The following is a 24,587-nucleotide window of genomic DNA, read 5'->3' on the forward strand; positions in this document are numbered from 1 at the left end:
AACAACAAGCACAGGATTAGCATGCTCGATCCCAATCTGCTGCGTAATGAGCTAGACGCAGTCGCCGTCAAACTGGCTCGCCGAGGCTTTAAACTCGATCTGGATCTGCTGCGTTCGCAGGAAGAACGTCGCAAAGTTCTGCAGGTAGAAACTGAAACGCTGCAAGCGGAACGCAACTCCCGATCGAAATCCATCGGCGCGGCCAAAGCGCGTGGGGAAGATATCGAGCCGCTGCGTCGCGAAGTGAACGAGCTGGGTGACAAGCTGGATGCCGCCAAGGCGGCGTTGGATGCGCTGCAGAGCGAGATCCGCGATTACGCCCTGACGCTGCCTAACCTGCCGGACGACGCCGTGCCGGATGGTAAAGACGACAGTGAAAACCTGGAAGTGACCCGCTGGGGCGAACCGCGCCAGTACGACTTCGCGGTGCGCGATCACGTCGACCTGGGCGAAATGGCCGGCGGGCTGGATTTTGCCGCCGCGGTTAAGCTGACCGGTTCGCGCTTCGTAGTGATGAAAGGGCAAATCGCCCGCATGCACCGCGCGCTGTCTCAGTTCATGCTGGATCTGCACACCGAGCAGCACGGCTACCTGGAGGCCTACGTGCCTTATCTGGTCAACCACGCCACGCTGTATGGCACCGGCCAGCTGCCGAAGTTCGGCGAAGACCTGTTCCATACCCGTCCGCTGGAAGAAGAAGCCGACAGCAGCAACTACGCGCTGATCCCAACGGCGGAAGTGCCGCTGACCAACCTGGTGCGCGACGAGATCGTGGAAGAGGAAACTCTGCCGCTGAAGATGACCGCACACACGCCATGCTTCCGTGCGGAAGCCGGTTCTTACGGCCGCGACACCCGTGGTTTGATCCGCATGCACCAGTTCGACAAGGTCGAGATGGTGCAGATCGTTCGTCCGGAAGATTCGATGGATGCCCTGGAAGAGCTGACCGGCCACGCGGAAAAAGTGCTGCAGCTGCTGAACCTGCCTTACCGCAAGGTGCTGCTGTGCACCGGCGACATGGGCTTCGGTGCGTGCAAAACTTACGATCTGGAAGTGTGGCTGCCGGCGCAGGATACCTACCGCGAGATCTCGTCCTGCTCCAACATGTGGGATTTCCAGGCGCGTCGCATGCAGGCGCGCTGCCGCAGCAAAGCCGACAAGAAACCGCGTCTGGTTCACACCCTGAACGGCTCCGGCCTAGCGGTTGGTCGTACGCTGGTGGCGGTGCTGGAAAACTACCAGCAGGCCGACGGCCGCATTCAGGTGCCTGAAGTGCTGCGTCCTTATATGGGCGGCCTGGAATATATCGGCTAAACGGCAAACCACGAAAAAAGCGCCTACGGGCGCTTTTTTTATGTCGAGAATTCAGCCCGTAGTCAGCGCATAAGCCTGTTGAATGTAGTCCGCCAGATGCTTGCTTTTCACCTCGGCGGGCGAGTGGAGCTTGATGTGCCGCCGATATTGGCCGCTGCCTTCGAGCTGGTGATGACTGTCTGCCAGCCGGTAGCCGTGGCCGAACTCCACCGTGGCGTGGTGGCGGTAGGCGAAAACGCCGCAGAAAAATTGGCCATGCGAGAACATGATACCGCCGTATTTGACCGATTCGGTGACGCCGTTGCCGCTCGCCGCAGCGATCCTGCGCACCTGCTGCACGATGGCCAGCAGCTCACCGTGCGTGCTGCCGATGTCCGCCAGCAGGGCCTCTACCGCCGCATCATTTGCCTGACTCATCTTGCCTCTCTGTCGTCAAATTCGCTCTGCGCTGAGCATAGCGCTTTTTCAGCCGGTTAGCCGGAAACAAATCGTGCGGTGGAACGATAAGAGGCGATTGACTTTTTTATCGCCAGTGGCATGATGCGCGCACTCTCATTGCGCGTTCGGTCACAATTTCACTATGTCCGCATACTCCCGCCCAGTGCTCTTATTGCTCTGCGGCCTCTTGCTGCTCACGGTATCCATTGCCGTTTTGAATACGTTAGTGCCTCTTTGGTTAACCCATGCTCAGCTGTCGACCTGGCAGGTGGGAATGGTCAGCTCCTCTTATTTCAGCGGCAACCTATTGGGCACGCTGGTGGCGGGCAAACTGATCCAGCGCGTCGGCTTTACCCGCAGCTATCATCTTTCTTGTCTGGTGTTCGCCGCCGCGACCGCCGGCATGGTGCTGTCGATCGATTTTTGGAGCTGGCTGGGCTGGCGCTTCTTCGCCGGCGTCGGTTGCGCTTGGATCTGGGTGATCGTGGAGAGCGCGCTGTTGCGCAGCGGCAATCTGAGCAACCGCGGCCAGCTGCTGGCGGCCTATATGATCGTTTATTACCTCGGTACGGTGACCGGCCAATTGCTGTTGAGCATGACCTCGACCGAATTGCTGCACGTGGTGCCGTGGGTGACCGCCATTGTGATCAGCGCCATGCTGCCGATGCTGTTTGCGCGGGTCAACCGCCATGAAGACGAGCCGCAGCAGGCGGCGGTGTGGACAATGCTGAGACGCCGCAGCGCGCGTCTCGGCATCAATGGCTGCATCATCTCCGGCATCGTGCTCGGTTCGCTGTACGGCCTGATGCCGCTGTACCTCTCCCATCAGGGCATGAGCGATGCCAACGTCGGTTACTGGATGGCGCTGCTGGTCAGCTCCGGCATCGTCGGCCAATGGCCGGTCGGTCGCCTGGCCGATCGATACGGGCGCCTGCTGGTGCTGCGCATTCAGGTGTTCGTGGTGATCCTGGCCAGCGTGGCGATGCTCGGCAACTACGCCATGGCGCCTTCGCTGTTCATCCTCGGCTGCGCCGGCTTTACCCTGTACCCGGTGGCGATGTCCTGGGCCTGCGAGAAGGCGCTGCCGCACGAGTTGGTGGCGATGAACCAGGCGCTGTTGATGAGCTACACCATCGGCAGCCTGCTGGGCCCGTCGATGACGGCGCTGCTGATGCAAAACTACTCCGACCGCGTGCTGTTCGTGATGATCGCCGCCGTGGCGCTGGTTTACCTGCTGATGCTGTTGAAAAAGCAGAAGCCGGATCACCATCACACGCCGTTCGCCGCCGCCTGAGCATAAAAAAACCGGCCATGAGCCGGTTTTTCTTTGGCGCCGCGCCAATCAGTAAATGACTTTGTGGCCGTAGCTTTCCAGGATACCTTTGACGCGATCCATGGTCTCGGCCTTCGGCGGATGAACGCCGTCCAGCTTGTACTCTTCCCCCATCGCTATCCATTTGTGCTTGCCCAGCTCGTGGTAGGGCAGCAGCTCGATTTTCTCGATGTTGCTCATGTCTTTGGTGAACTCGCCCAGCAGGTGCGCCGACTTATCGTCGTCTGACCAACCCGGCACCACCACGTAGCGGATCCAGGTGCGCTGGTTGCGTTTCGCCAGATAGCGGGCGAATTCCAGCGTGCGGTGGTTGGAGACGCCGACCAGGTTCTGGTGGATCTCGTCGTTCATCTGTTTCAGGTCCAGCATCACCAGATCGGTGGTGTCCAGCAGCTCGTCAATCACCGGATCGTAGCGGCGCACGAAGCCATTGGTGTCCAGGCAGGTATTGATGCCTTCGGCGTGGCAGGCGCGGAACCAGTCGCGCACGAATTCAGCCTGCAGGATCGCCTCGCCGCCGGACGCGGTCACGCCGCCGCCGGAGGCGTTCATGAAGTGGCGGTAGGCCACCGCGTCTTTCATCAGCTCTTCGACGGTCACTTCTTTGCCGCCGTGGGTATCCCAGGTATCGCGGTTATGGCAATAGAGGCAGCGCATCAGGCAGCCCTGGAAGAAGACGATAAAGCGGATCCCTGGCCCGTCGACGGTGCCGCAGGATTCGAAGGAGTGGATGCGACCAGTTACTGACATTGCGGGGTTTTCTCCAATATTGACTGTCAAACGCAGTCTAAAAATAGGCGCGTGGCCGCCGGCCAGGTATCTGCGATGCAGTGGCGGGGTGAGCCCGCCACCGGGGGTAATGATGCCTGTCGGCCGGTCAGTTGCCGGATAACTGTTTTGCCGGCTATCCATTCAGTATAGATGTCCGGCAAAACAGACTCGTACAGAGTCAGGGGAGAGCGGTGGGAGAAAAGGGCCGGCAGAGCCGGCCCCGACGTTGGCACCGGGCGGTTTCCCGCCCGGTTGGCGTATTACATCGTTTGAGTGAAGGTACGAGTAATCACGTCCTGCTGTTGCTCTTTGGTCAGCGAGTTGAAGCGCACGGCGTAACCGGAAACGCGGATGGTCAGCTGAGGGTATTTCTCAGGGTTTTCCATCGCATCCAGCAGCATTTCGCGGTTCATCACGTTGACGTTCAGGTGCTGGCCGCCTTCGATGGAGGCTTCATGGTGGAAGTAACCATCCATCAGGCCCGCCAGGTTGGCTTTACGCACGTCGTCGTCTTTACCCAGCGCGTTAGGCACGATGGAGAAGGTGTAGGAGATCCCGTCTTTCGCATAGGCAAACGGCAGTTTGGCTACCGAGGTCAGGGAGGCTACTGCGCCTTTCTGGTCGCGGCCGTGCATCGGGTTGGCGCCTGGGCCGAACGGTGCGCCTGCGCGGCGGCCATCCGGGGTGTTACCGGTTTTCTTACCGTACACCACGTTGGAGGTGATGGTCAGTACGGACTGGGTCGGTACCGCGTTGCGGTAGGTGCGCAGTTTCTGAATTTTCTTCATGAAACGTTCCACCAGGTCGCAGGCGATGTCATCGACGCGGGCGTCGTTGTTACCGAACTGCGGATACTCGCCTTCCACTTTGAAGTCGATAGCCAGGCCGTCTTCGTCGCGAATGGTGGTGACTTTCGCATACTTGATGGCGGACAGGGAGTCGGCTGCAACGGACAGGCCGGCGATGCCGCAAGCCATGGTGCGATAAACGTCACGGTCATGCAGGGCCATCAGCGCAGCTTCGTAGCTGTACTTGTCGTGCATGTAGTGAATGATGTTCAGCGCGGTCACGTACTGCTTGGCCAGCCAATCCATAAAGTGGTCCATGCGGGCCATGACTTTGTCATAGTCCAGCACTTCGTCCATCATCGGCGCTTCTTTCGGGCCGACCTGCATTTTCAGTTTTTCGTCAACGCCGCCGTTGATGGCGTACAGCATGGTTTTCGCCAGGTTGGCGCGGGCGCCGAAGAACTGCATTTGTTTGCCGACGATCATCGGGCTGACGCAGCAAGCGATGGCGTAGTCATCGTTGTTGAAGTCAGGGCGCATCAGGTCGTCGTTTTCGTACTGAACGGAAGAGGTGTCGATGGACACTTTCGCCGCGAATTTCTTGAAGTTCAGCGGCAGCTTCTCAGACCACAGGATGGTCATGTTCGGCTCCGGAGACGGTCCCATGGTGTACAGGGTGTTCAGGAAGCGGAAGCTGTTTTTGGTGACCAGGGTGCGGCCGTCGACGCCCATACCGGCCAGGGATTCTGTCGCCCAGATTGGGTCGCCGGAGAACAGCTCATCGTACTCAGGGGTACGCAGGAAGCGCACCATACGCAGTTTCATCACCAGGTGGTCGATCAGTTCCTGCGCTTGTTCTTCGGTCAGTTTGCCCGCCTTGATGTCGCGCTCGATGAACACGTCGAGGAAGGTGGACACGCGGCCGAAGGACATGGCGGCGCCGTTCTGGGATTTCACCGCGGCCAGGTAGCCGAAGTAGGTCCACTGCACCGCTTCTTGCGCGTTAGTGGCCGGGCCGGAGATGTCGTAACCGTATTTGGCGGCCATCTCTTTGATCTGAGCCAGAGCGCGATGCTGTTCAGCGATCTCTTCGCGCAGCTGGATGGTCATTTCCAGGTCTTCGCCGTTTTCCAGTTTTTCCTGCAGCGATTTGAACTGGTTCAGCTTGTCGGCCATCAGGAAGTCGATACCGTACAGCGCCACGCGGCGGTAGTCGCCGATGATGCGGCCGCGGCCGTAGGCATCTGGCAGACCGGTCAGCACGCCGGACTTACGGCAGTTCAGGATGTCTTTGGTGTAAACGTCGAATACGCCCTGGTTGTGGGTTTTACGGTATTCGGTGAACACTTTTTTCAGCTGTGGATCCAGCTCGCGGCCGTACACTTTGCACGAACCTTCGACCATTTTGATGCCGCCGAACGGGATCAGCGCGCGTTTCAGAGGCGCGTCGGTCTGCAGGCCTACGATGGTTTCCAGCTCTTTGGCGATGTAACCCGCGTCGTGAGAAATGATGGTTGCAGCAACGTTGGTGTCGAAATCAACCGGCGCGTGAGTGCGGTTTTCCAGTTTGATCCCTTCCATAACCTTGTCCCACAAGGTGGTGGTGGCCTGAGTGGCGCCAGCCAGGAAGGATTCGTCACCTTCATAAGGCGTGTAGTTTTTCTGGATGAAGTCACGAACGTTGACTTCATTCTGCCAGTCACCCTTGCTGAAACCTTCCCAAGCGTTGGCTAATTTCTCGTTAAGTTCGGTCATTGTACACCTACCTTTGATTGTGGATTTCTAACTCTGCGCGCGGTAACTCACAGCTTAGTGCTGTTCGCGACCCCCGCGCAGATAAATTACCCAGTAAGTCAACCCAACCAGCAGGCCGCCGCCGATGATGTTGCCGATGGTGACCGGAATCAGGTTGTCGATGATGAAGTTGCTTACTGTCAGATGAGCGAATTGCTCAGGTACCGCCCCTACGGCTTGCCAGAACTCCGGCGTGGCGAAGTGTTTGACCACGATGCCCATAGGGATCATAAACATGTTGGCGATGCTGTGCTCGAAGCCGCTGGCGACAAACATCCCGACCGGCAGCACCATGGCGAACATCTTGTCGGTCAGGGTGCGGCCGGAGTAGCTCATCCAGACCGCCAGGCAGACCATCAGGTTAGCCAGAATGCCGAGGCACACGGCTTCGATAAAGGTGTGATGCAGCTTGTGGTCTGCGGTTTGCAGGACATTCAGGCCCCACTGGCCGTTGGCGACCATATATTCACCGGAGAACCAGATCAGCGCCACGAAGAACAGCGCGCCGACCAGGTTGCCGAGATAAACGTTCAGCCAGTTGGCACCCAACTGGCCCCAGCTGATGCGGCCGCTGGCCTTGGCGATGACGATAAGTACGGTAGAGGTGAACAGGTCGGCGCCCGATACCACCACCAGCATTAACCCGAGAGAGAAGCAGATGCCGCCGACCAGTTTCGCCAGCCCGAAAGGCACGCCGGCGGTGCCGGTGGTCGCCGTGATATAGAAGACGAAGGCGATGGAAATGAAGACACCGGCGGTGATCGCCAAATAAAACGTTTTCAGCGGATGTTTGGTGGCTTTATACACGCCGGCATCTTCAGCGATTTTCGCCGTGGCCGCAGGTAAAATCAGATCGAAGGGGCTGTCAGTTTTCAAACTAACTCTCGCTCTTAAGGGTTAAAACAACGCAATGAGATACTAGCAAAGCAGTATAGGGGAAAATTTGATTTGGATCATAAGGCGGGGAAGTAGAGCGGCAAAATGGCGTGTTTTTTGTGTGGTTTTTATGATTAATTTATTGATTTTTAAGTAAAAACATTTTTTTAATGTTTGCAAAATTTTTTGAATTCACCGGGTGGACGGCGTAGGGTAAAGTTAAATTTTTAGGCGTTTTGTCGCCGCGCAGCGCTGAAAGTTTAATTATCGGTTAATTATTATTTCACCATCCGGCAACAATTGACGGTTTATTTATTTTTATGGTCGTTTAACCGCCAATTTTACGGCGAGAAAATAAAACCGAATGCGTTGAAATACACCGCAAAAATGAAAACGCCGCAACGAAGTGCGGCGTTTGGCAGCAGGGGTACTCCCAAAGTGGCAGTATCCCCTGATGATGCTTAGGCCGTGGCCCAGTGGCGGCGTTTGGCAGCCTGCAGCTTCTCGTAGGCCGCCAGCAGCGCCTGATGGGCCGGCAGCGCCTCCAGATCGGCATCGACGGTGAACAGCCCGTTGAAGCGCTCTTCACCGCTGATGGCGGCGGAGGCGGCGTCGACCGCTTCCTGGCCGTACATCTTCACGAACGCGGTGTAGTACTGCGCCGCTTCGCGTTCAGGCTCCTGCGCCAGCAGCAGCAGCGTTTGCAGGCAGCGGTAGTAGTTGCTGCGCGCCGGGTTCAGCACCGAGGCGTTGAAATCCTGCGTCCATTCGGTCCAGATCAGCGCCTGATCCAGATCGCCGCCCGCCAGCGCCAGCATCGACTTCAACTCGCCCACGCGCAGGGTATGCCAGGCGTTGTCTTTGCCGCTGGCAATGCCCAGCAGTTCGCGTACGCGGGTGAAGTCGTCCAGCCCTTCGTCGTCCAACTGCTCGATCAGCGCCAGGTATTCTTCCGGTTCCCACTCGCTGCCCGGCAGCGCCAGCAGCGTATCGCGCAGGTGCGCGCCCATGCTGTTGTTGGCCAGCAGCAGGTCTTCTGCCGGGTAGATATCGGACATGCCCGGCACGATGATGCGGCAAGCATAGACGCCCAAGTGCTCGTAGTCGGCGATGTACACTTCCGCGTCTTCTTTGTCGAAGATGCTCATCAGGGTGGCGAACTCTTCCTGGGTACTGCCGCTGAAGCTCCAGTCAACGAACGGATAGTCCGCATCCTGTTTGAACAGATCCCAGGAGATCAGGCCGCTGGAGTCGATGAAGTGCGTTTCCAGGTTGGTGTGTTCCGCCACTTCTTCGTCATCGAAGGTCGGCGCGGTGAACACGTCGAGATCTTTCAGGCTGCGGCCCTGCAGCAGTTCGGTCACCGTGCGCTCCAGCGCCACGCCGAAGTCCGGGTGCGCGCCGAACGAGGCGAAGCAGGTGCCGTTGGTCGGGTTGAACAGCACCACGCAGATGACCGGATAGTTGCCGCCCAGCGAGGCGTCGTAGGAGAGGATCGGGAAACCTTCCTCTTCCAGCTTGGCGATGGATTCCACCACGCCCGGGTAGCGGTTCAGCACTTCGTCCGGGATCGCCGGCAGGCTGATGGATTCGGCGATGATGCGGTTTTTCACATAGCGCTCGAACACTTCCGACAGGCCCTGCACCCGCGCTTCGTTGGCGGTGTTGCCGGCGGACATGCCGTTGGAAACATACAGGTTGCCGATGATGTTCATCGGGATGTACACGGTTTGCTGATCGGACTGACGGGTAAACGGCAGCGCACACACGCCGCGATCGGCGTTGCCGGATTGCAGATCGACAAGATCGCTGGCGCTCAGCTCTTGCTGCGGATCGTAGAAGGCGTGCAGGCGTTCGTCGAGGATGCCGGCCGGCAGCGCGTCGTCTTCAGGGATCGGGAACCATTTCTCATTCGGGTAGTGCACGAAGTCGCCTTCGGCGATCTGCTTGCCCAGATAGAAATCGGCGAAGAAGTAGTTGGTGGACAGGCGCTCGAAATATTCACCCAGCGCGGAGGCCAGCGCGGCTTTTTTGCTGGCGCCTTTGCCGTTGGTGAAGCACAGCGGGCAATCGCGATCGCGAATGTGCACCGACCACACGTGCGGCACCGGGTTCAGCCAGGAGGCTTCTTCGATGTTGAAACCGAGATCGCTCAATTTCTGCTGGAAACGGGCGATGGAGTCTTCCAGGGCGGCGTCTTTACCGGGGATAAAAGTTTGCGTCATTGTCTTCACTTTTTGCGCGTACTAAAAACGCGCAATGATACGGGGTTTTGCGCTGGAGCTCCACGTATTCCTAAAGCGGTGGCAAAGTCACAGTTTTTTTAAGGATAAAGGCCATAATTCAGCGAGTTATCTGTCACGGAGAAATCTAATGAAATCAGTGAAACTCAGCGTGTTAACTCTCTTGTTGACCGGTGCCAGCGCCTCGGCGCTGGCGCTGCCCAACATCACCCTGCTGGCGACCGGCGGCACCATCGCCGGCGGCGGCGATTCGGCGACGAAATCCAACTATACGGCGGGCAAACTGGGCGTCGAGGCGTTGGTCGATGCGGTGCCGGCGCTGAAAGATATCGCCAACGTGCAGGGAGAGCAGGTGGTGAACATCGGCTCGCAGGACATGAACGATCAGGTCTGGCTGACGCTGGCGAAGAAAATTGACGCCGACTGCGGCAAAACCGACGGCTTCGTCATCACCCACGGCACCGATACGCTGGAAGAGACGGCCTATTTCCTCGATCTGACGGTGAAGTGCGACAAGCCGGTGGTGCTGGTGGGGGCGATGCGGCCGGCGACGGCGATGAGCGCCGACGGCCCGTTCAACCTGTATAATGCGGTGGTGACGGCGGCGGATCCGCAATCGGCCAACCGCGGGGTGCTGGTGGCGATGAATGACACGGTGCTGGATGCGCGCGACGTCACCAAGACCAACACCACCGCCGTGCAGACCTTCCAGTCGCCGAACTACGGCCCGCTGGGGTATATCCACAACGGCAAGGTCGATTACCAGCGTTCGCCGCAGCGTAAGCATACCCGGGATACGCCGTTCGACGTCAGCAAGTTGAGCGAACTGCCGAAGGTCGGCATCGTCTACAACTATGCCAACGCCTCCGATGCGCCGGCCAAGGCGCTGATCGCCGAAGGCTACCAGGGCATCGTCAGCGCCGGGGTCGGCAACGGCAATCTGTATAAAACGGTGTTCGACACCCTGGCGACGGCGGCGCAGCACGGTGTGGCGGTGGTGCGTTCATCGCGCGTGCCGACCGGCGCCACCACCGAAGATGCGGAAGTGGACGATGCCAAGTACGGCTTTGTGGCCGCCGGCACGCTGAATCCGCAAAAAGCGCGCATACTGCTGCAGCTGGCGCTGACGCAAACCAAAGACGCGAAGCAGATCCAGCAGATGTTCAATCAGTACTGATCGTTTTCTTCCCTGCGGGGGCCGACCGGGCTCCCGTAGCCATCTTGGCTGAATACAGCATAAAACACCGCGTTAACCCGCTGAATTTCCCCATGTCGCAGGGTTTTATCGTCCAAACAATCGCGACGGCCGCAGAGCCTGTCATCACCCGGCGCGGCCGTTTGCCGCCGACGGGCGAATAAGCGTTGCAGCCATGGGGCGTGAGTGATAAAACCGATGGGTTGGTTAACGCGAGCGTTAACTTCGGGCGTCTTTTCGACAGGTCGCTTTTCTGCGGCGAACAGTGAATGTGGTGAGGGGAAATGACTCAGGTTTATAATTTTAGCTCTGGCCCGGCGATGCTGCCGGTGGAAGTGTTGCGTCGTGCGGAACAGGAACTGTGCAACTGGCACGGGCTGGGCACGTCAGTGATGGAGATCAGTCACCGCAGCAAAGAGTTCATCGCCGTTGCTGAGCAGGCGGAACAGGATCTGCGCGATCTGCTGAAAGTCCCCTCCAACTATAAAGTGCTGTTTTGCCACGGCGGCGCCCGCGGGCAGTTTGCCGCGCTGCCGCTGAACCTGCTGGGCGACAAGACCACCGCCGACTATATCGACGGCGGTTATTGGGCGCACAGCGCCATCAAGGAAGCGGAGAAGTATTGCACCCCGAACGTCATCGACGTGAAAACCCGCATCGACGGCCTGAGCGGCATCAAGCCGATGAAAGAGTGGCAACTCAACGCCGACGCGGCTTATGTGCACTATTGCCCGAATGAGACCATCGACGGCGTGGCCATCGATGAAACGCCGGACTTCGGCGACAAGGTGGTGATCGGCGATTACTCCTCGACCATTCTGTCCCGCCCGCTCGACGTCAGCCGTTTTGGCGTGATTTACGCCGGCGCGCAGAAAAATATCGGCCCGGCCGGCCTGACGCTGGTGATCGTGCGCGACGATCTGCTGGGCAAGGCGCGCAAAGAAGTGCCGTCGATCCTCGATTACACCGTGCTGGCCGAGAACGACTCGATGTTCAACACCCCACCGACCTTCGCTTGGTATCTGTCCGGGCTGGTGTTCAAATGGCTGAAAGAGCAGGGCGGCCTGGTGGAGATGCAGAAACGCAATCAGGCCAAGGCCGAACTGCTGTACGCGACCATCGATAAATCCGACTTCTACCGCAGCCAGGTGGCGATCGCCAACCGTTCCTGGATGAACGTGCCGTTCCAGTTGGCCGATGCGGCGCTGGACAAGGTGTTCCTCAGCGAAGCCGAGGCCATCGGCCTGCAGGCGCTGAAAGGCCACCGGGTAGTTGGCGGCATGCGCGCTTCTATTTACAATGCCATGCCGCTGGCCGGCGTGCAGGCGCTGACCGACTTCATGACCGACTTCGAACGTCGTCACGGTTGATTCCGTCAGCCCGCCAGGCGCGGGCTGCTCAGGCTGTTGTCCTTTTGCATTAAAGCGGCTCCGGCATTATTCCGGAGCCGTTTCGTTTATCAGAATTGGAGAGTTTTGTTCACATGGTGGATTCCCTGACGTTACACCCGGTCGCCCTGGTCAATGGCACCGTCAACTTACCCGGCTCCAAGAGCGTTTCTAACCGCGCTCTGCTGCTGGCGGCGCTGGCGAAAGGCACGACCCGGCTGACCAACCTGCTGGACAGCGACGACGTGCGTCATATGCTGAACGCGCTGCAGGCGTTGGGCGTGAACTATCAGCTTTCCGCCGATCGCACCGTGTGCGAAGTGACCGGCGTGGCCGGGCCGCTGGTGGCCGATCGGCCGCTGGAACTGTTCCTCGGCAACGCCGGGACGGCGATGCGCCCATTGGCGGCGGCGCTGTGCCTCGGCGAGGGCGACGTGGTGTTGACCGGCGAACCGCGCATGAAAGAGCGCCCGATCGGCCATCTGGTGGACGCGTTGCGCCAGGGCGGGGCGCAGATTGATTACCTCGAGCAGACCGATTACCCACCGATTCGCCTGCGCGGCGGCTTCCAGGGCGGCGACGTCACCGTTGACGGCAGCGTCTCCAGCCAGTTCCTGACTGCGTTGCTGATGACCGCGCCGCTGGCGCCGCAGGATACGCAGATCCACATCAAGGGCGAGCTGGTTTCCAAGCCGTACATCGACATCACGCTGCATCTGATGCGCACCTTCGGCGTATCGGTGAGCCACGACAACTACCGGGTGTTCCATATCCAGGGGCGCCAGACGTATATCGCGCCGGGCGATTACCTGGTTGAGGGTGACGCCTCTTCCGCCTCCTACTTCCTGGCAGCGGCGGCGATCAAGGGCGGCACCGTGCGCGTGACCGGCATCGGCCGCAAAAGCGTGCAGGGTGACACCAAGTTTGCCGACGTGCTGGAGAAAATGGGCGCGCGCATTACCTGGGGCGACGATTTCATTGAGTGCAGCCGCGGTGAACTGCGCGGCATCGACATGGACATGAACCACATTCCGGACGCGGCGATGACCATCGCCACCGCGGCGCTGTTCGCCGAGGGGCCGACCACCATTCGCAATATCTACAACTGGCGGGTGAAGGAGACCGACCGTCTGGCGGCGATGGCGACCGAGCTGCGTAAAGTGGGGGCGGAAGTGGACGAAGGCGAAGACTATATTCACGTTGTGCCGCCGGCCAAACTGCAGTTTGCCGAGATCGGCACCTACAACGATCACCGCATGGCGATGTGTTTCTCGCTGGTGGCGCTGTCGGATACTCCGGTCACCATTCTCGATCCGAAATGCACCGCGAAAACCTTCCCGGACTATTTCGAACAGCTGGCGCGCATCAGCCAGCCGGCGTAACCCGTCAAATCGTTTATTTTAAGGCCCCTTTGTGGGCCTTTATCGTTTTTAACCTTTGGCGACCGGCGTTTCTTCTATACTTTTTCGCGGTTGTGCGCTTATTTTCAACAACCGGACAGTTCCAGGGTAACAGATCGCCGTAGGGCAGCGTATAATACGCCACCGTATTTGCCCCTGATTGGGCAGGTGACAGGGCGCACGGGCTTCGCGTCGAAGCTCACCGTGCCTCTGTGAGGTTTTCTACCTGAAGGAGAGAGAAATGACGGCTACAGCCCCGGTGATAACCGTTGATGGACCAAGTGGCGCAGGCAAAGGCACGCTGTGTAAAGCGTTGGCCGAGTCCCTTGGTTGGCGTTTGCTGGACTCCGGCGCGATCTACCGCGTGCTGGCGCTGGCGGCGTTGCATCATCAGGTGGATATCACTTCTGAGGAAGCGCTGGTTCCGCTGGCCGCACATCTCGATGTTCGCTTCGTTGCCCAGGACGGCAAGCTGCAGGTGATTTTGGAAGGTGAGGACGTCAGCAATGAGATCCGCACCGAAACCGTCGGCAACACCGCGTCGCAAGCGGCGGCGTTTCCGCGCGTGCGCGAGGCGTTGCTGCGTCGCCAGCGCGCATTCCGCGAGGCGCCCGGCCTGATTGCCGATGGTCGCGATATGGGCACGGTGGTGTTCCCGGACGCGCCGGTCAAGATTTTCCTCGACGCCAGCTCGGAGGAGCGCGCGCACCGCCGCATGCTGCAGTTGCAGGAGAAGGGCTTTAATGTTAACTTTGAACGTCTTTTAGCCGAGATAAAGGAACGGGACGACCGTGACCGTAATCGGCCTATCGCGCCTCTGGTGCCCGCTTCTGACGCCCTCGTGCTGGATTCTACCAGCATGTCGATCGAAGAAGTGATCCGGCAGGCGTTGACGTATGCACAGAAAGTGTTGGCGTTGCCGCAGCAATAAGCGCGGCGGCGCTATTGGCTTTTTGTCATATTTGTCATAGCGGTATCGCAATATATCGGGTAAAATTTTACCCCTGTAACCTTAAACCCTGTCGGCATGGAGCCAATGGCGGGGTATGTGAAACAACCCCATTCGGCGGGACGCTAAATGGACGTTAAACTAAAGAACCCTGAAGATTAACAACATGACTGAATCTTTCGCTCAACTCTTTGAAGAATCCTTAAAAGAAATCGAAACCCGCCCGGGTTCCATCGTTCGTGGCGTCGTTGTTGCTATCGACAAAGATATCGTACTGGTTGACGCCGGTCTGAAATCTGAGTCTGCCATCCCGGCTGAGCAATTCAAAAACGCCCAGGGCGAGCTGGAAATCCAGGTTGGTGACGAAGTTGACGTTGCTCTGGATGCTGTTGAAGACGGCTTCGGTGAAACCCTGCTGTCCCGTGAGAAAGCTAAGCGTCACGAAGCTTGGATCACGCTGGAAAAAGCCTACGAAGAAGCTGAGACTGTAACCGGTGTTATCAACGGCAAAGTGAAGGGTGGCTTCACCGTCGAGCTGAACGGCATCCGCGCGTTCCTGCCAGGTTCCCTGGTTGACGTGCGTCCGGTACGTGACACTCTGCACCTGGAAGGCAAAGAGCTTGAGTTCAAAGTCATCAAGCTGGATCAGAAGCGCAACAACGTTGTCGTTTCTCGCCGTGCGGTTATCGAATCCGAGAACAGCGCTGAGCGCGATCAACTGCTGGAAAACCTGCAGGAAGGCATGGAAGTTAAAGGTATCGTTAAGAACCTCACTGACTACGGTGCATTCGTTGATCTGGGCGGCGTAGACGGCCTGCTGCACATCACTGACATGGCTTGGAAACGCGTTAAGCACCCAAGCGAAATCGTCAATGTTGGCGATGAAATCACTGTTAAAGTGCTGAAGTTCGACCGCGAGCGTACTCGTGTATCCCTGGGCCTGAAACAGCTGGGCGAAGATCCATGGGTTGCTATCGCGAAACGTTACCCAGAAGGCACCAAGCTGACTGGTCGTGTAACCAACCTGACTGATTACGGCTGCTTCGTAGAAATCGAAGAAGGCGTTGAAGGTCTGGTACACGTTTCTGAAATGGATTGGACCAACAAAAACATCCATCCGTCCAAAGTTGTTAACGTGGGCGACGTAGTGGAAGTGATGGTTCTGGACATCGATGAAGAACGTCGTCGTATCTCCCTGGGCCTGAAGCAGTGCAAATCCAACCCATGGCAGCAGTTCGCAGAAACCCACAACAAGGGCGACCGCGTTGAAGGTAAAATCAAGTCTATCACTGACTTCGGTATCTTCATCGGCCTGGACGGCGGCATCGACGGCCTGGTTCACCTGTCTGACATCTCCTGGAACGTTGCAGGCGAAGAAGCAGTACGTGAATACAAGAAAGGCGACGAAATCGCAGCGGTTGTTCTGCAAGTTGACGCAGAGCGCGAGCGTATCTCCCTGGGCGTGAAGCAGCTGGCTGAAGACCCGTTCAATAACTACCTGTCTATGAACAAGAAAGGTGCTATTGTTACTGGTAAAGTCACTGCAGTTGACGCCAAAGGTGCTACAGTTGAATTGGCAGGCGGCGTAGAAGGTTACCTGCGTGCATCTGAAGCCTCTCGCGACCGCATTGAAGATGCAACTCTGGTTCTGAACGTAGGTGACGAAGTTGAAGCCAAATTCACCGGCGTTGACCGTAAGAACCGCGTTGTAAGCCTGTCCGTACGTGCTAAGGACGAAGCTGACGAGAAAGACGCCATCGCTACTGTTAACAACAAACAGGAAGAAGGCAACTTCTCTAACGCAATGGCTGAAGCTTTCAAAGCGGCTAAAGGCGAGTAATGACGGGGGGCGGTTTTTGACCGCCCCGATACGGTAGTTTAGCTGCAAAGCTTGGAGGTACTATGACCAAGTCTGAACTTATTGAAAGACTTGCTGGCCAGCAATCTCATATTCCGGCGAAGGCCGTTGAGGATGCAGTGAAAGAGATGCTTGAGCACATGGCCGCAACGCTGGCCGAGGGCGAACGCATTGAGATCCGCGGATTCGGCAGTTTTTCTCTTCACTACCGTGCCCCGCGTGTAGGCCGCAACCCGAAAACCGGTGACAAAGTTGAGCTGGACGGCAAGTACGTTCCTCACTTCAAACCCGGCAAAGAGTTGCGTGACCGCGCCAATATCTATGGCTAGTCGCTGACTGCTCATAGCGTTGTTGCTTGTAAAGAATATAAAACGGTGCCTTTAAGGCGCCGTTTTTTTTCGCCTGCGATTCTCCACGATACGCTCGTGAATTGCGTACTGCGCCGCATTTGCGGTGTGGCTGCTGCATAGGCCTCTCTTATCCTGCCATGCTCACCGCATCTTCGTTAAAGCCCGCTGGCGGCGACATATCGCCTCAACGATCCTGCTTGCTTACCGTGACGCGTTTTTGCTCATGGTGGAGCCGAAGGGAGAAGAGCGATCAAAATTTCGCTGGATCTGGCGATATTCGCCGTCATCTGCGGCATCCTGCCGCTGCTGGTTTTACCGCGGTTGCCAGAGCCATGGCTGCTGTGGCCGATGCTGTTTGTCGCCTGTTTACTGCTGCGCACCCGTTGGCCGATCTGCCGCTATTTGGCCTGCCTGGGTTTGGGATTCATATGGGCGGTTTTCAACGCCGGAAGCCTGCTTGGGCAAATGGAGCACCTAAGCCGCATGCCGGATGTAACGGCGGTGGTACAGGTGAGCAGCGTCGCACTGGAGCCTGCCACCAGTAAGCAGACGCTGATGCGCATCGAACGAGTCGACGGCCATTGGTTGGTGCCTGCGCTGGCGTTTACCACGACGTGGGCCCCAGAACGGCAGCGGCTGTGCGCCGGGCAGCGTTGGCAGTTGAAACTGCGTTTGCGGCCGGTGCACGGTAAGCTCAATGAAGGCGGCTTTGACAGCCAGCGTTGGGCAATCGCGCAGCGCCAACCCTTGACCGCGCAGGTCAGGCAGGCTCGTTTGCTGGATGGCGATTGCGGCCTGCGCCAGCGCATAATCAGCCATGCGGAAACCAACATCGGTGAATTGCGTTACAAGGCGGTATTGCTGGCGCTAGCTTTTGGAGAACGAACCGCACTTGAACAGGCTTTGCGCACGCTGATGCTGAAAACCGGCATTGCGCACTTAATGGCCATTTCAGGGCTTCATGTGGCGATGGTCGCCATTTTGTTTTGGGCGGTGCTGCGTGCGCTGCAGTTTTTTCTTCCCGCCCATCTGATTGGCTATCGCTTTCCGCTGGTCGCAGGCTGGGTGGCGACGCTGATCTATGTCTGGTTGGTGGGCGCCCAGCCGCCGGCGGTACGCACCGCGTTGGCGATGACCCTGTGGATGCTGCTGCGCTTGCGCGGCGTTCATTGTTCTTCCTGGCAGGTGTGGCTATGGTGTATCGGGCTGATTTTGCTGTGCGATCCGCTGGCGATATTGTCAGACAGTTTCTGGCTGTCGGTGCTGGCGGTAGGTTGCCTGATTTTTTGGTTTGAATGGGCGCCGATCGGTGAGCGATTCCGGTCGGCGTGGTATTGGGCGCCGGTACGCTGGCTGCATATTCAGCTCGGCATGACGCTGCTACTGGTGCCGATGCAGGTCGCACTGTTTTTAGGCCTGACGCTGACCTCGTTGCCGGCCAATCTTTGGGCGGTGCCGATCGTCTCATTGGTGACGGTGCCGTTGATTTTGCTGGCGGTGATCGGCGGCGTCTTCCCCTCGCTAAGTTACGGGCTTTGGTGGTTGGCCGATTTCACGTTGAGCTGGGTGTTTGTGCCGCTGAATTACCTGCAACGCGGTTGGGTGGATTTGGGGGCTGCCTCGCTGCTGGCCAGCATAGCGGGATGGCTTATCGTTATCTGTTGGCGCTTTCATTGGTGGCGGCGTTATGCCCCGGGGCTGGCGACGATAGCGATATGCTGTGTGCTGTGGCGGGAAAAAGAGCCGGGATACCGCTGGCGAGTCGATATGCTCGATGTCGGGCACGGCTTGGCGGTGGTCATTGAGCAAAACGGCAAGGGAATACTGTACGATACCGGCGATCGTTGGCCGGGCGGCAGCGCCGCCGAACGGCATATTTTGCCGATGTTGAACTGGCGAGGAATTGAATTGGAACAGATCATTATCAGCCATGATCATCTCGATCATATCGGCGGGCTGCCGACGGTACAGAGTGCGTTTCCACAGGCGAAGGTGCGTAGCCCGATACGCGGGGTGGGGCACTTGCCCTGCGTCGCCGGTGAGCGTTGGCGTTGGCAGTCGTTGCAATTCGAGGTGCTGTGGCCGCCGAGAACGCTCAAAAGGCCGGTCAATGACGACTCCTGCGTGATTCGTATCGACGACGGGCAATACAGCCTGCTGCTTACCGGCGACGCGGAAAAGAAAGCGGAGGCACAGCTGATTCGATTGCGGCGCGACCGTTTAGCGGCCACGATATTGCAGGTGGGGCACCATGGCAGCAGAACCTCTTCCACACCGCCGTTTCTGCGCGCGGTCAATCCTGAGGCGGCGCTGGCGTCTGCATCTCGTTACAACAAATGGCGTTTGCCTGCGCGTAAAGTGGTCGCCAGATACCGGGCAAATGGCATTATATGGCGTGATACGACGCGCTCTGGCCAGTTATCGGTACTTTTTTTCGACAACGATTGGCAAATTAAAGGCTTTCGCGAACAATTAATGCCCCGTTGGTACCATCAGCGGTTTGGCGTAGAGGGTGATAATGAGTAAAATAGGCCGCTATTTCTTCCGATGCTGGTATTTGCATGATGAATGATAAAGATCTCTCGACCTGGCAGACTTTCCGTCGACTCTGGCCGATGATCACTCCTTTTAAGACCGGGCTGATTGTGGCCGCCATTGCGTTGATTATGAACGCAGCGGGTGACACGCTGATGCTGTCTCTGCTTAAACCGCTATTGGACGATGGGTTTGGAAAAACCGACAGCAGCGTGCTGGTGTGGATGCCGCTGGCGGTGATTGCGCTGATGCTGATGCGCGGCGTGACCAGCTTTGTTTCAAGCTACTGCATTTCCTGGGTTTCCGGCATGGTGGTGATGCAGATGCGCCGCCGCCTGTTTGGCCACATGATGAGAATGCCGGTGGCCTTCTTCGATCAGCAGTCTACCGGGACTTTGCTGTCGCGCATTACCTATGATTCCGAGCAGGTGGCTTCCTCCTCTTCCAGTGCGCTGGTGACCGTGGTGCGTGAAGGGGCCTCGATCATTGGCCTGTTCATCATGATGTTCTACTACAGCTGGCAGCTGTCGGTGATCCTGATCGTGCTGGCGCCGATCGTTTCCATCGCCATTCGCCTGGTGTCCAAGCGTTTCCGTAACATCAGCAAGAACATGCAGAACACCATGGGGCAGGTGACCACCAGCGCCGAGCAGATGCTGAAAGGCCATAAGGAAGTGCTGATCTTCGGTGGCCAGCAGGTGGAAACCGAGCGCTTTAACTCGGTCAGCAACCGCATGCGTCAACAGGGCATGAAACTGGTCTCCGCGTCTTCGATTTCCGATCCGATCATACAGCTGATCGCTTCGCTGGCCCTGGCGTTCGTACTGTTTGCCGCCAGCTTCCCAAGCGTGATGGCAACCCTGACCGCCGGTACTATTACTGTGGTGTTCTCGTCGATGATCGCGCTGATGCGCCCGCTGAAGTCGCTGACCAATGTCAATGCCCAGTTCCAACGCGGGATGGCGGCCTGTCAGACGCTGTTCTCCATTTTGGATATGGAACAGGAAAAAGACACCGGTACCCGCGAAGTGAAGCGTGCGAAAGGCGATATCGAATTCCGTAACGTTACCTTCTACTACCCATCCAAGGAAACGCCGGCGCTGCGTGATATCAACCTGAAAATCGCTGAAGGCAAGACCGTTGCATTGGTGGGCCGTTCCGGTTCGGGGAAATCCACCATCGCCAACCTGTTGACGCGTTTCTACGATATCCAGGAAGGCGAAATTCTGATGGATGGCCACGATCTGCGCGAATATACCCTGGCCTCACTGCGTAATCAGGTGGCGCTGGTCTCGCAAAACGTGCATCTGTTCAACGACACCATCGCCAATAACATCGCCTATGCGCGCGAGAGCGAATACAGCCGCGAGCAGATTGAGAAAGCGGCAGAAATGGCGTACGCGATGGACTTCATCAACAAGATGGAGAACGGCTTGGATACGGTGATCGGTGAGAACGGCGTAATGCTGTCCGGCGGCCAACGTCAGCGTATCGCCATCGCGCGTGCGTTACTGCGTGACTGTCCGATCCTGATCCTGGATGAGGCGACTTCTGCGCTGGATACCGAGTCCGAACGTGCTATTCAAGCTGCGCTTGACGAGTTGCAGAAAGACCGTACTTCGCTGGTGATCGCGCACCGTCTGTCGACGATTGAGAAGGCGGACGAGATCCTGGTGGTGGAGGACGGCCGCATCGTCGAACGCGGCGAGCACGCCGAATTGCTTGAACGGCAGGGCGCCTATGCGCAGCTGCACCGCATGCAGTTTGGTCAATAATGATTGAGCGCATCTGGTCCGGCGGTTCGCTGCTTTATCTGGCGCTGCTGCCGCTCTCTTGGCTGTATGGCCTGTTTAGTTGGCTGATTCGCCTCAGCTATCGCTGCGGCCTGCGCAAAAGCTGGCGCGCACCGGTGCCGGTGGTGGTGGTGGGCAACCTCACTGCCGGCGGCAACGGCAAAACGCCGATGGTGATCTGGCTGGTGGAACACCTGCAGCAGCGGGGCTATCGCATTGGCGTGGTCTCGCGCGGTTACGGCGGCAAGTCGGCGGTCTATCCCCTGGTGCTCAATCAGAATACCTCAACCCGCGAAGCGGGGGATGAGCCGGTGCTGATTTATCAGCGCACCGGCGCGCCCGTGGCGATTGCGCCCAAGCGAGCCGAGGCGGTGGAGGCCTTGCTGCAACACCAGCCGCTGGATGCGATCATCACCGACGACGGCTTGCAGCACTATGCCTTACAGCGTGACTTCGAGCTGGTGGTCATCGACGGCGTGCGCCGTTTCGGCAATGGCTGGTGGTTACCGGCCGGGCCGATGCGCGAGCGTGCCGCGCGGCTTGGCAGCGTCGATGCGCGCGTCGCCAATGGCGGCGTGGCGCAGGCGGGAGAGATTGCCATGCGCCTGCAGGCGCGTGACGCGGTGAACCTGCTGAGCGGTGAACGTCGCCCGGCGGCCGAGCTGCCGCGCGTGGTGGCTATGGCGGGTATCGGTCATCCGCCGCGTTTCTTCGCGACGTTGGAAAAACTGAACGTCGAGGTGGTGCAGGAAGTGGCGTTTGCCGATCATCAGGAATATCAGCAGCCGCAGCTGGCGGCGCTGGCTGCAGCCGATCAGACGCTGCTGATGACGGAGAAGGACGCGGTGAAGTGTCGCGCCTTTGCCCAGCCTAATTGGTGGTATTTGCCGGTTGATGCGGTGCTACCGTCCGCTCAGGCTGAGCAACTGCTGCAGGATATCGAATCTCTACTGACTAAATAATCTCAGGACGCCAGCGTGATAAGCCCCAGGGCTTGCGCGCAGGCTTCCAGCGAACGCTGCTGGGTTTGCTGATACAGTGCCAGCTCATCGATCACCTCACTGCCCAACGCTTGTTCAAACGCTGCGCGGCTGGAAGTCGCGTTGTATTGCGCGTGGCGGCTGTCCCCCAGATTCGACTGGAAAATCCCCGCCGCGCTGACCGGCAGAAAATCTTCATACACCAGCGGCTGGAAGCGAACGTGTTCTTTCTCGATCAGTTGTTCCAGGGTGCTGTGCTTATCCAGCGACTCTTTGGCCGCCAGGCCGCATTCGGTCGGGAAATAGCGGAACCAGGCCAGCTGTTGCTCACGCAGCGTAGCGTAATCGTCCGGAAACGCCCGGAAGTTTTCCTCCAGCAATTGATAGTAGCGCTCGGCATTCTTCTCGCTCGGCGGCGCCTGTAGCGCATCGTTGGTCGCCTGCAGCAAACGGTCGTAAAGTTCGCGTCCTTTAGGCGTCAGCGCCACGCCGCGTTGTTCGATCTCGCCGAAGCGTGCGGTGTGATGACCGGCGATGGCGTGGCCGTCGTGCTCAACGAAATCGACGCTTTCTTCCAGCGCTTTGAAGCTGGTTTGGCGCAGCAGGATCGCGCGGCGGCGGCGCGGTGGGCCCTCGATGACTGCTTTGGGCGTAATACCGCGGCCGGGCATCGCCTGCTGAACGCGATCGATATCCAGCGTGCGTGGTGTCAGGTGGTTGATATGTGGCCCTTTAAACGCTACCACGTCAGCGATCAGGCGATGCTGATCGTGCAGTTGCCGGTATTCTTCGGCGCTGACCGTCGCTTGGTTGTGCCAGCGGAAAGTTTCCAGCGCTTGCTCGACAAATTCCTGCGCCTGCACTTCATTCAATCCGCCTTGCGCTTCCTGCAGCGCGATCAGCTCCAGCGCGCGATCGGTAAAGATGCGGCGGCGTGCCAGCAAGCGCTCGGCCAGCGCACGCAGCGCGGGATCCTCTATCAGTTCCAGGCGCAGCAGGGAGGTGAACACGCGGAAAGGACTGATCTGCAGAGCGTCTTCGTGTACGGCGCGAAAAGCGGTGGAGTGCACCGGAACGCCTGCTACCGACAGGTCATAGTAACCGACCGGCGCCATCCCCATCACCCGAAACAGGCGGCGCAGGGTGGTCAGCTCGCCTGCAGTGCCGACCCGGATTGCGCCGTGGCGCTCCATGGCCAGGCGTTCTATCTCGCCGGTGATTTGCAGTTGATGAGCCAGTGCGGCGTCTTCGCGCAGAACCTGCCGGTTGGTTTCCGCCACCAGCTCCAGCAGATCGCCGTACAGCGGTACCTCTTTTTGATACATGTCCGACATCGCGTGAGAGAATCTGGCGCGGATTTCATTAGGTGAAACGAACTGCTGGGCGGTCATGCGCATAGCTCCTTGATTCAGCATAATCTGAAAAATCGTGTTTTTAGCGGCAAAAGTGCTGGCGAAAAAGCCGTCTGCCTTGTTTTCCCCTCAAGTTTAGCCATCTGATTTGGGATTTGTTATAGACGCGGCAAGCATATTAGAGTTTTATGCGTTAGCTCTCATTTGCAGCGCACAGGCGGGCAAACGATGCCCTGGTGAGCGGAGGGGCGCGGTGGTTCGGACGCGGCGACCGTTAAATTAAGTCATGTGTATTCAGGGGGATAAAAATAAATCGGGCGTAATAGCGAATTTAATGCAATAAACCTCTTGTGCATTCGCCAGTTTTATGAGTAAATGCAAGTCGGCCTGTAATCCAGACCTATTTATGTTCGAGTTTAGAGTTAAGCAGTTCCTCCAAAAACGTTATCATTCGATTCCGCTTCAAAGACGAACCTTCTAAGTACCTCCCATAAGTAATGTTTCTGAAATGGCCTCAATTGCCTCTTATGGCAGGTTTTGTAAATATATTTAAAGGTAAAAGTAATGTCTAAGAAGACGGGTCAGGTTAAGTGGTTCAACGAAAGCAAAGGTTTTGGTTTCATTGAGCAGCACGACGGTGGCAAAGATGTATTCGTACACTTCTCCGCTATCATGACCGACGGTTTCAAGACCCTGGCTGAAGGCCAGCGTGTCGAGTACACCATCCAGGACAGCCCGCGCGGGCCGGCTGCCGCCAACGTAGTTGCTCTGTAAGAAGACAGGGAACGCGTATAAGAGATCTTAATACAACCATGGTGACGCCTCAGCGCTGAGTCATGCGGAAGATATTAAGTTCAACAAGCCCGCCTTCGTGCGGGTTTTTTTATTTTTTGCTCACGAGAGGTTTGTTACGAAAAACTTTAGGATGGGCTGGTAGCGTCCAGACAATATAAAAAATGACGTTGTCAAGGATGCTCAAGTAAAAGGATATAAGTTATGTTTAAAAATACTGTGTTAAAAATGGGCCGCGTGAAATGGTTTAATCAGGCCGAAGGCTATGGTTTTATTTCACCGGTAGATGGCAGCGACGAAATCTATGTCAATCGCAACGCTATCGCCAACACCAAAAATAAGTCGTTGAACGAAGGTCAGAACGTAGAGTTCTCGATCTATCGCAGCTCACATGGGCTGTCCGCGGCAGACGTTATCGCGTTCTGATCGCATCCTCCT

19 protein-coding genes are annotated in these 24,587 nt (G+C 57.8%); 13 read left to right on the forward strand and 6 right to left on the reverse strand.

Annotated features, from left to right (window positions below):
* Window positions 1-21 precede the first annotated feature (21 nt).
* Window positions 22-1,314, forward strand: a complete 1,293-nt coding sequence (gene serS, locus C9411_RS19375) for a serine--tRNA ligase (protein WP_015377321.1) — start codon at window positions 22-24, stop codon at window positions 1,312-1,314.
* A 51-nt stretch (window positions 1,315-1,365) separates the two neighbouring features.
* Here serS and C9411_RS19380 read toward each other — a convergent pair whose 3' ends face one another.
* Window positions 1,366-1,731: a DUF1801 domain-containing protein gene (locus C9411_RS19380; RefSeq protein ID WP_107227714.1), complete on the reverse strand. Its 366-nt coding sequence runs from the start codon at window positions 1,729-1,731 to the stop codon at window positions 1,366-1,368.
* 163 nt (window positions 1,732-1,894) lie between these two features.
* Between C9411_RS19380 and C9411_RS19385 the strand changes: the two genes are divergently transcribed.
* A complete protein-coding gene (locus C9411_RS19385; RefSeq protein ID WP_033637849.1) occupies window positions 1,895-3,046 on the forward strand; it encodes an MFS transporter in 1,152 nt (383 codons plus the stop codon).
* A gap of 48 nt (window positions 3,047-3,094) precedes the next feature.
* Here C9411_RS19385 and pflA read toward each other — a convergent pair whose 3' ends face one another.
* From pflA to ycaO, 4 genes are all read right to left on the reverse strand, one after another.
* The gene (gene pflA, locus C9411_RS19390) at window positions 3,095-3,835 is read right to left on the reverse strand and encodes a pyruvate formate lyase 1-activating protein (RefSeq protein ID WP_063989417.1); all 741 of its coding nucleotides are present in this window, start codon (window positions 3,833-3,835) and stop codon (window positions 3,095-3,097) included.
* 281 nt (window positions 3,836-4,116) lie between these two features.
* The gene (gene pflB / locus C9411_RS19395; protein ID WP_107227715.1) at window positions 4,117-6,399 is read right to left on the reverse strand and encodes a formate C-acetyltransferase; all 2,283 of its coding nucleotides are present in this window, start codon (window positions 6,397-6,399) and stop codon (window positions 4,117-4,119) included.
* A gap of 54 nt (window positions 6,400-6,453) precedes the next feature.
* The gene (gene focA, locus C9411_RS19400) at window positions 6,454-7,314 is read right to left on the reverse strand and encodes a formate transporter FocA (protein ID WP_107227716.1); all 861 of its coding nucleotides are present in this window, start codon (window positions 7,312-7,314) and stop codon (window positions 6,454-6,456) included.
* Window positions 7,315-7,775: 461 nt separating this feature from the next.
* Complete coding sequence (ycaO, locus tag C9411_RS19405; protein ID WP_107227717.1) at window positions 7,776-9,539, reverse strand: 30S ribosomal protein S12 methylthiotransferase accessory factor YcaO; 1,764 nt, start codon at window positions 9,537-9,539, stop codon at window positions 7,776-7,778.
* Window positions 9,540-9,687: 148 nt separating this feature from the next.
* Between ycaO and ansB the strand changes: the two genes are divergently transcribed.
* From ansB to lpxK, 9 genes are all read left to right on the forward strand, one after another.
* Window positions 9,688-10,734 carry an L-asparaginase 2 gene (ansB, locus tag C9411_RS19410; protein ID WP_107227718.1) on the forward strand — a complete coding sequence of 349 codons (1,047 nt, stop codon included), beginning with the start codon at window positions 9,688-9,690 and terminating at the stop codon, window positions 10,732-10,734.
* A gap of 302 nt (window positions 10,735-11,036) precedes the next feature.
* Window positions 11,037-12,122 (forward strand): 3-phosphoserine/phosphohydroxythreonine transaminase, encoded by a 1,086-nt coding sequence (gene serC / locus C9411_RS19415; RefSeq protein ID WP_107227719.1) that lies wholly within the window; start codon window positions 11,037-11,039, stop codon window positions 12,120-12,122.
* Window positions 12,123-12,235: 113 nt separating this feature from the next.
* The gene (gene aroA, locus C9411_RS19420; protein WP_063989423.1) at window positions 12,236-13,522 is read left to right on the forward strand and encodes a 3-phosphoshikimate 1-carboxyvinyltransferase; all 1,287 of its coding nucleotides are present in this window, start codon (window positions 12,236-12,238) and stop codon (window positions 13,520-13,522) included.
* Window positions 13,523-13,781: 259 nt separating this feature from the next.
* Entirely contained in the window at window positions 13,782-14,471 is a 690-nt protein-coding gene (gene cmk, locus C9411_RS19425; RefSeq protein WP_004928270.1) for a (d)CMP kinase, read from the forward strand.
* Window positions 14,472-14,655: 184 nt separating this feature from the next.
* A complete protein-coding gene (rpsA, locus tag C9411_RS19430) occupies window positions 14,656-16,329 on the forward strand; it encodes a 30S ribosomal protein S1 (protein WP_004928267.1) in 1,674 nt (557 codons plus the stop codon).
* 62 nt (window positions 16,330-16,391) lie between these two features.
* The gene (ihfB, locus tag C9411_RS19435) at window positions 16,392-16,676 is read left to right on the forward strand and encodes an integration host factor subunit beta (RefSeq protein WP_004928264.1); all 285 of its coding nucleotides are present in this window, start codon (window positions 16,392-16,394) and stop codon (window positions 16,674-16,676) included.
* Window positions 16,677-16,952: 276 nt separating this feature from the next.
* Complete coding sequence (locus tag C9411_RS19440; protein WP_107227720.1) at window positions 16,953-19,223, forward strand: ComEC family protein; 2,271 nt, start codon at window positions 16,953-16,955, stop codon at window positions 19,221-19,223.
* Between the two features lie 35 nt (window positions 19,224-19,258).
* Window positions 19,259-21,007, forward strand: coding sequence for a lipid A ABC transporter ATP-binding protein/permease MsbA (gene msbA, locus C9411_RS19445; RefSeq protein WP_063989425.1), 1,749 nt, complete (start codon window positions 19,259-19,261; stop codon window positions 21,005-21,007).
* Window positions 21,007-21,987 (forward strand): tetraacyldisaccharide 4'-kinase, encoded by a 981-nt coding sequence (gene lpxK, locus C9411_RS19450; RefSeq protein ID WP_063989426.1) that lies wholly within the window; start codon window positions 21,007-21,009, stop codon window positions 21,985-21,987. Before msbA ends, lpxK begins: the two co-directional genes overlap by 1 nt.
* Window positions 21,988-21,989: 2 nt before the next feature.
* On the opposite strand, the gene C9411_RS19455 is transcribed toward lpxK, so the two are convergent.
* Window positions 21,990-23,396: a VOC family protein gene (locus tag C9411_RS19455; RefSeq protein ID WP_063989427.1), complete on the reverse strand. Its 1,407-nt coding sequence runs from the start codon at window positions 23,394-23,396 to the stop codon at window positions 21,990-21,992.
* A 525-nt stretch (window positions 23,397-23,921) separates the two neighbouring features.
* On the opposite strand from C9411_RS19455, the gene C9411_RS19460 reads away from it, so the two are divergent.
* Complete coding sequence (locus C9411_RS19460) at window positions 23,922-24,131, forward strand: cold shock domain-containing protein (RefSeq protein WP_004928244.1); 210 nt, start codon at window positions 23,922-23,924, stop codon at window positions 24,129-24,131.
* 222 nt (window positions 24,132-24,353) lie between these two features.
* Complete coding sequence (locus C9411_RS19465) at window positions 24,354-24,575, forward strand: cold-shock protein (protein WP_004928241.1); 222 nt, start codon at window positions 24,354-24,356, stop codon at window positions 24,573-24,575.
* Window positions 24,576-24,587: the final 12 nt, after the last annotated feature.

The organism is Serratia sp. Nf2 (assembly GCF_003028435.1).
In the GTDB taxonomy this organism is placed as follows: domain Bacteria; phylum Pseudomonadota; class Gammaproteobacteria; order Enterobacterales; family Enterobacteriaceae; genus Serratia; species Serratia marcescens_L.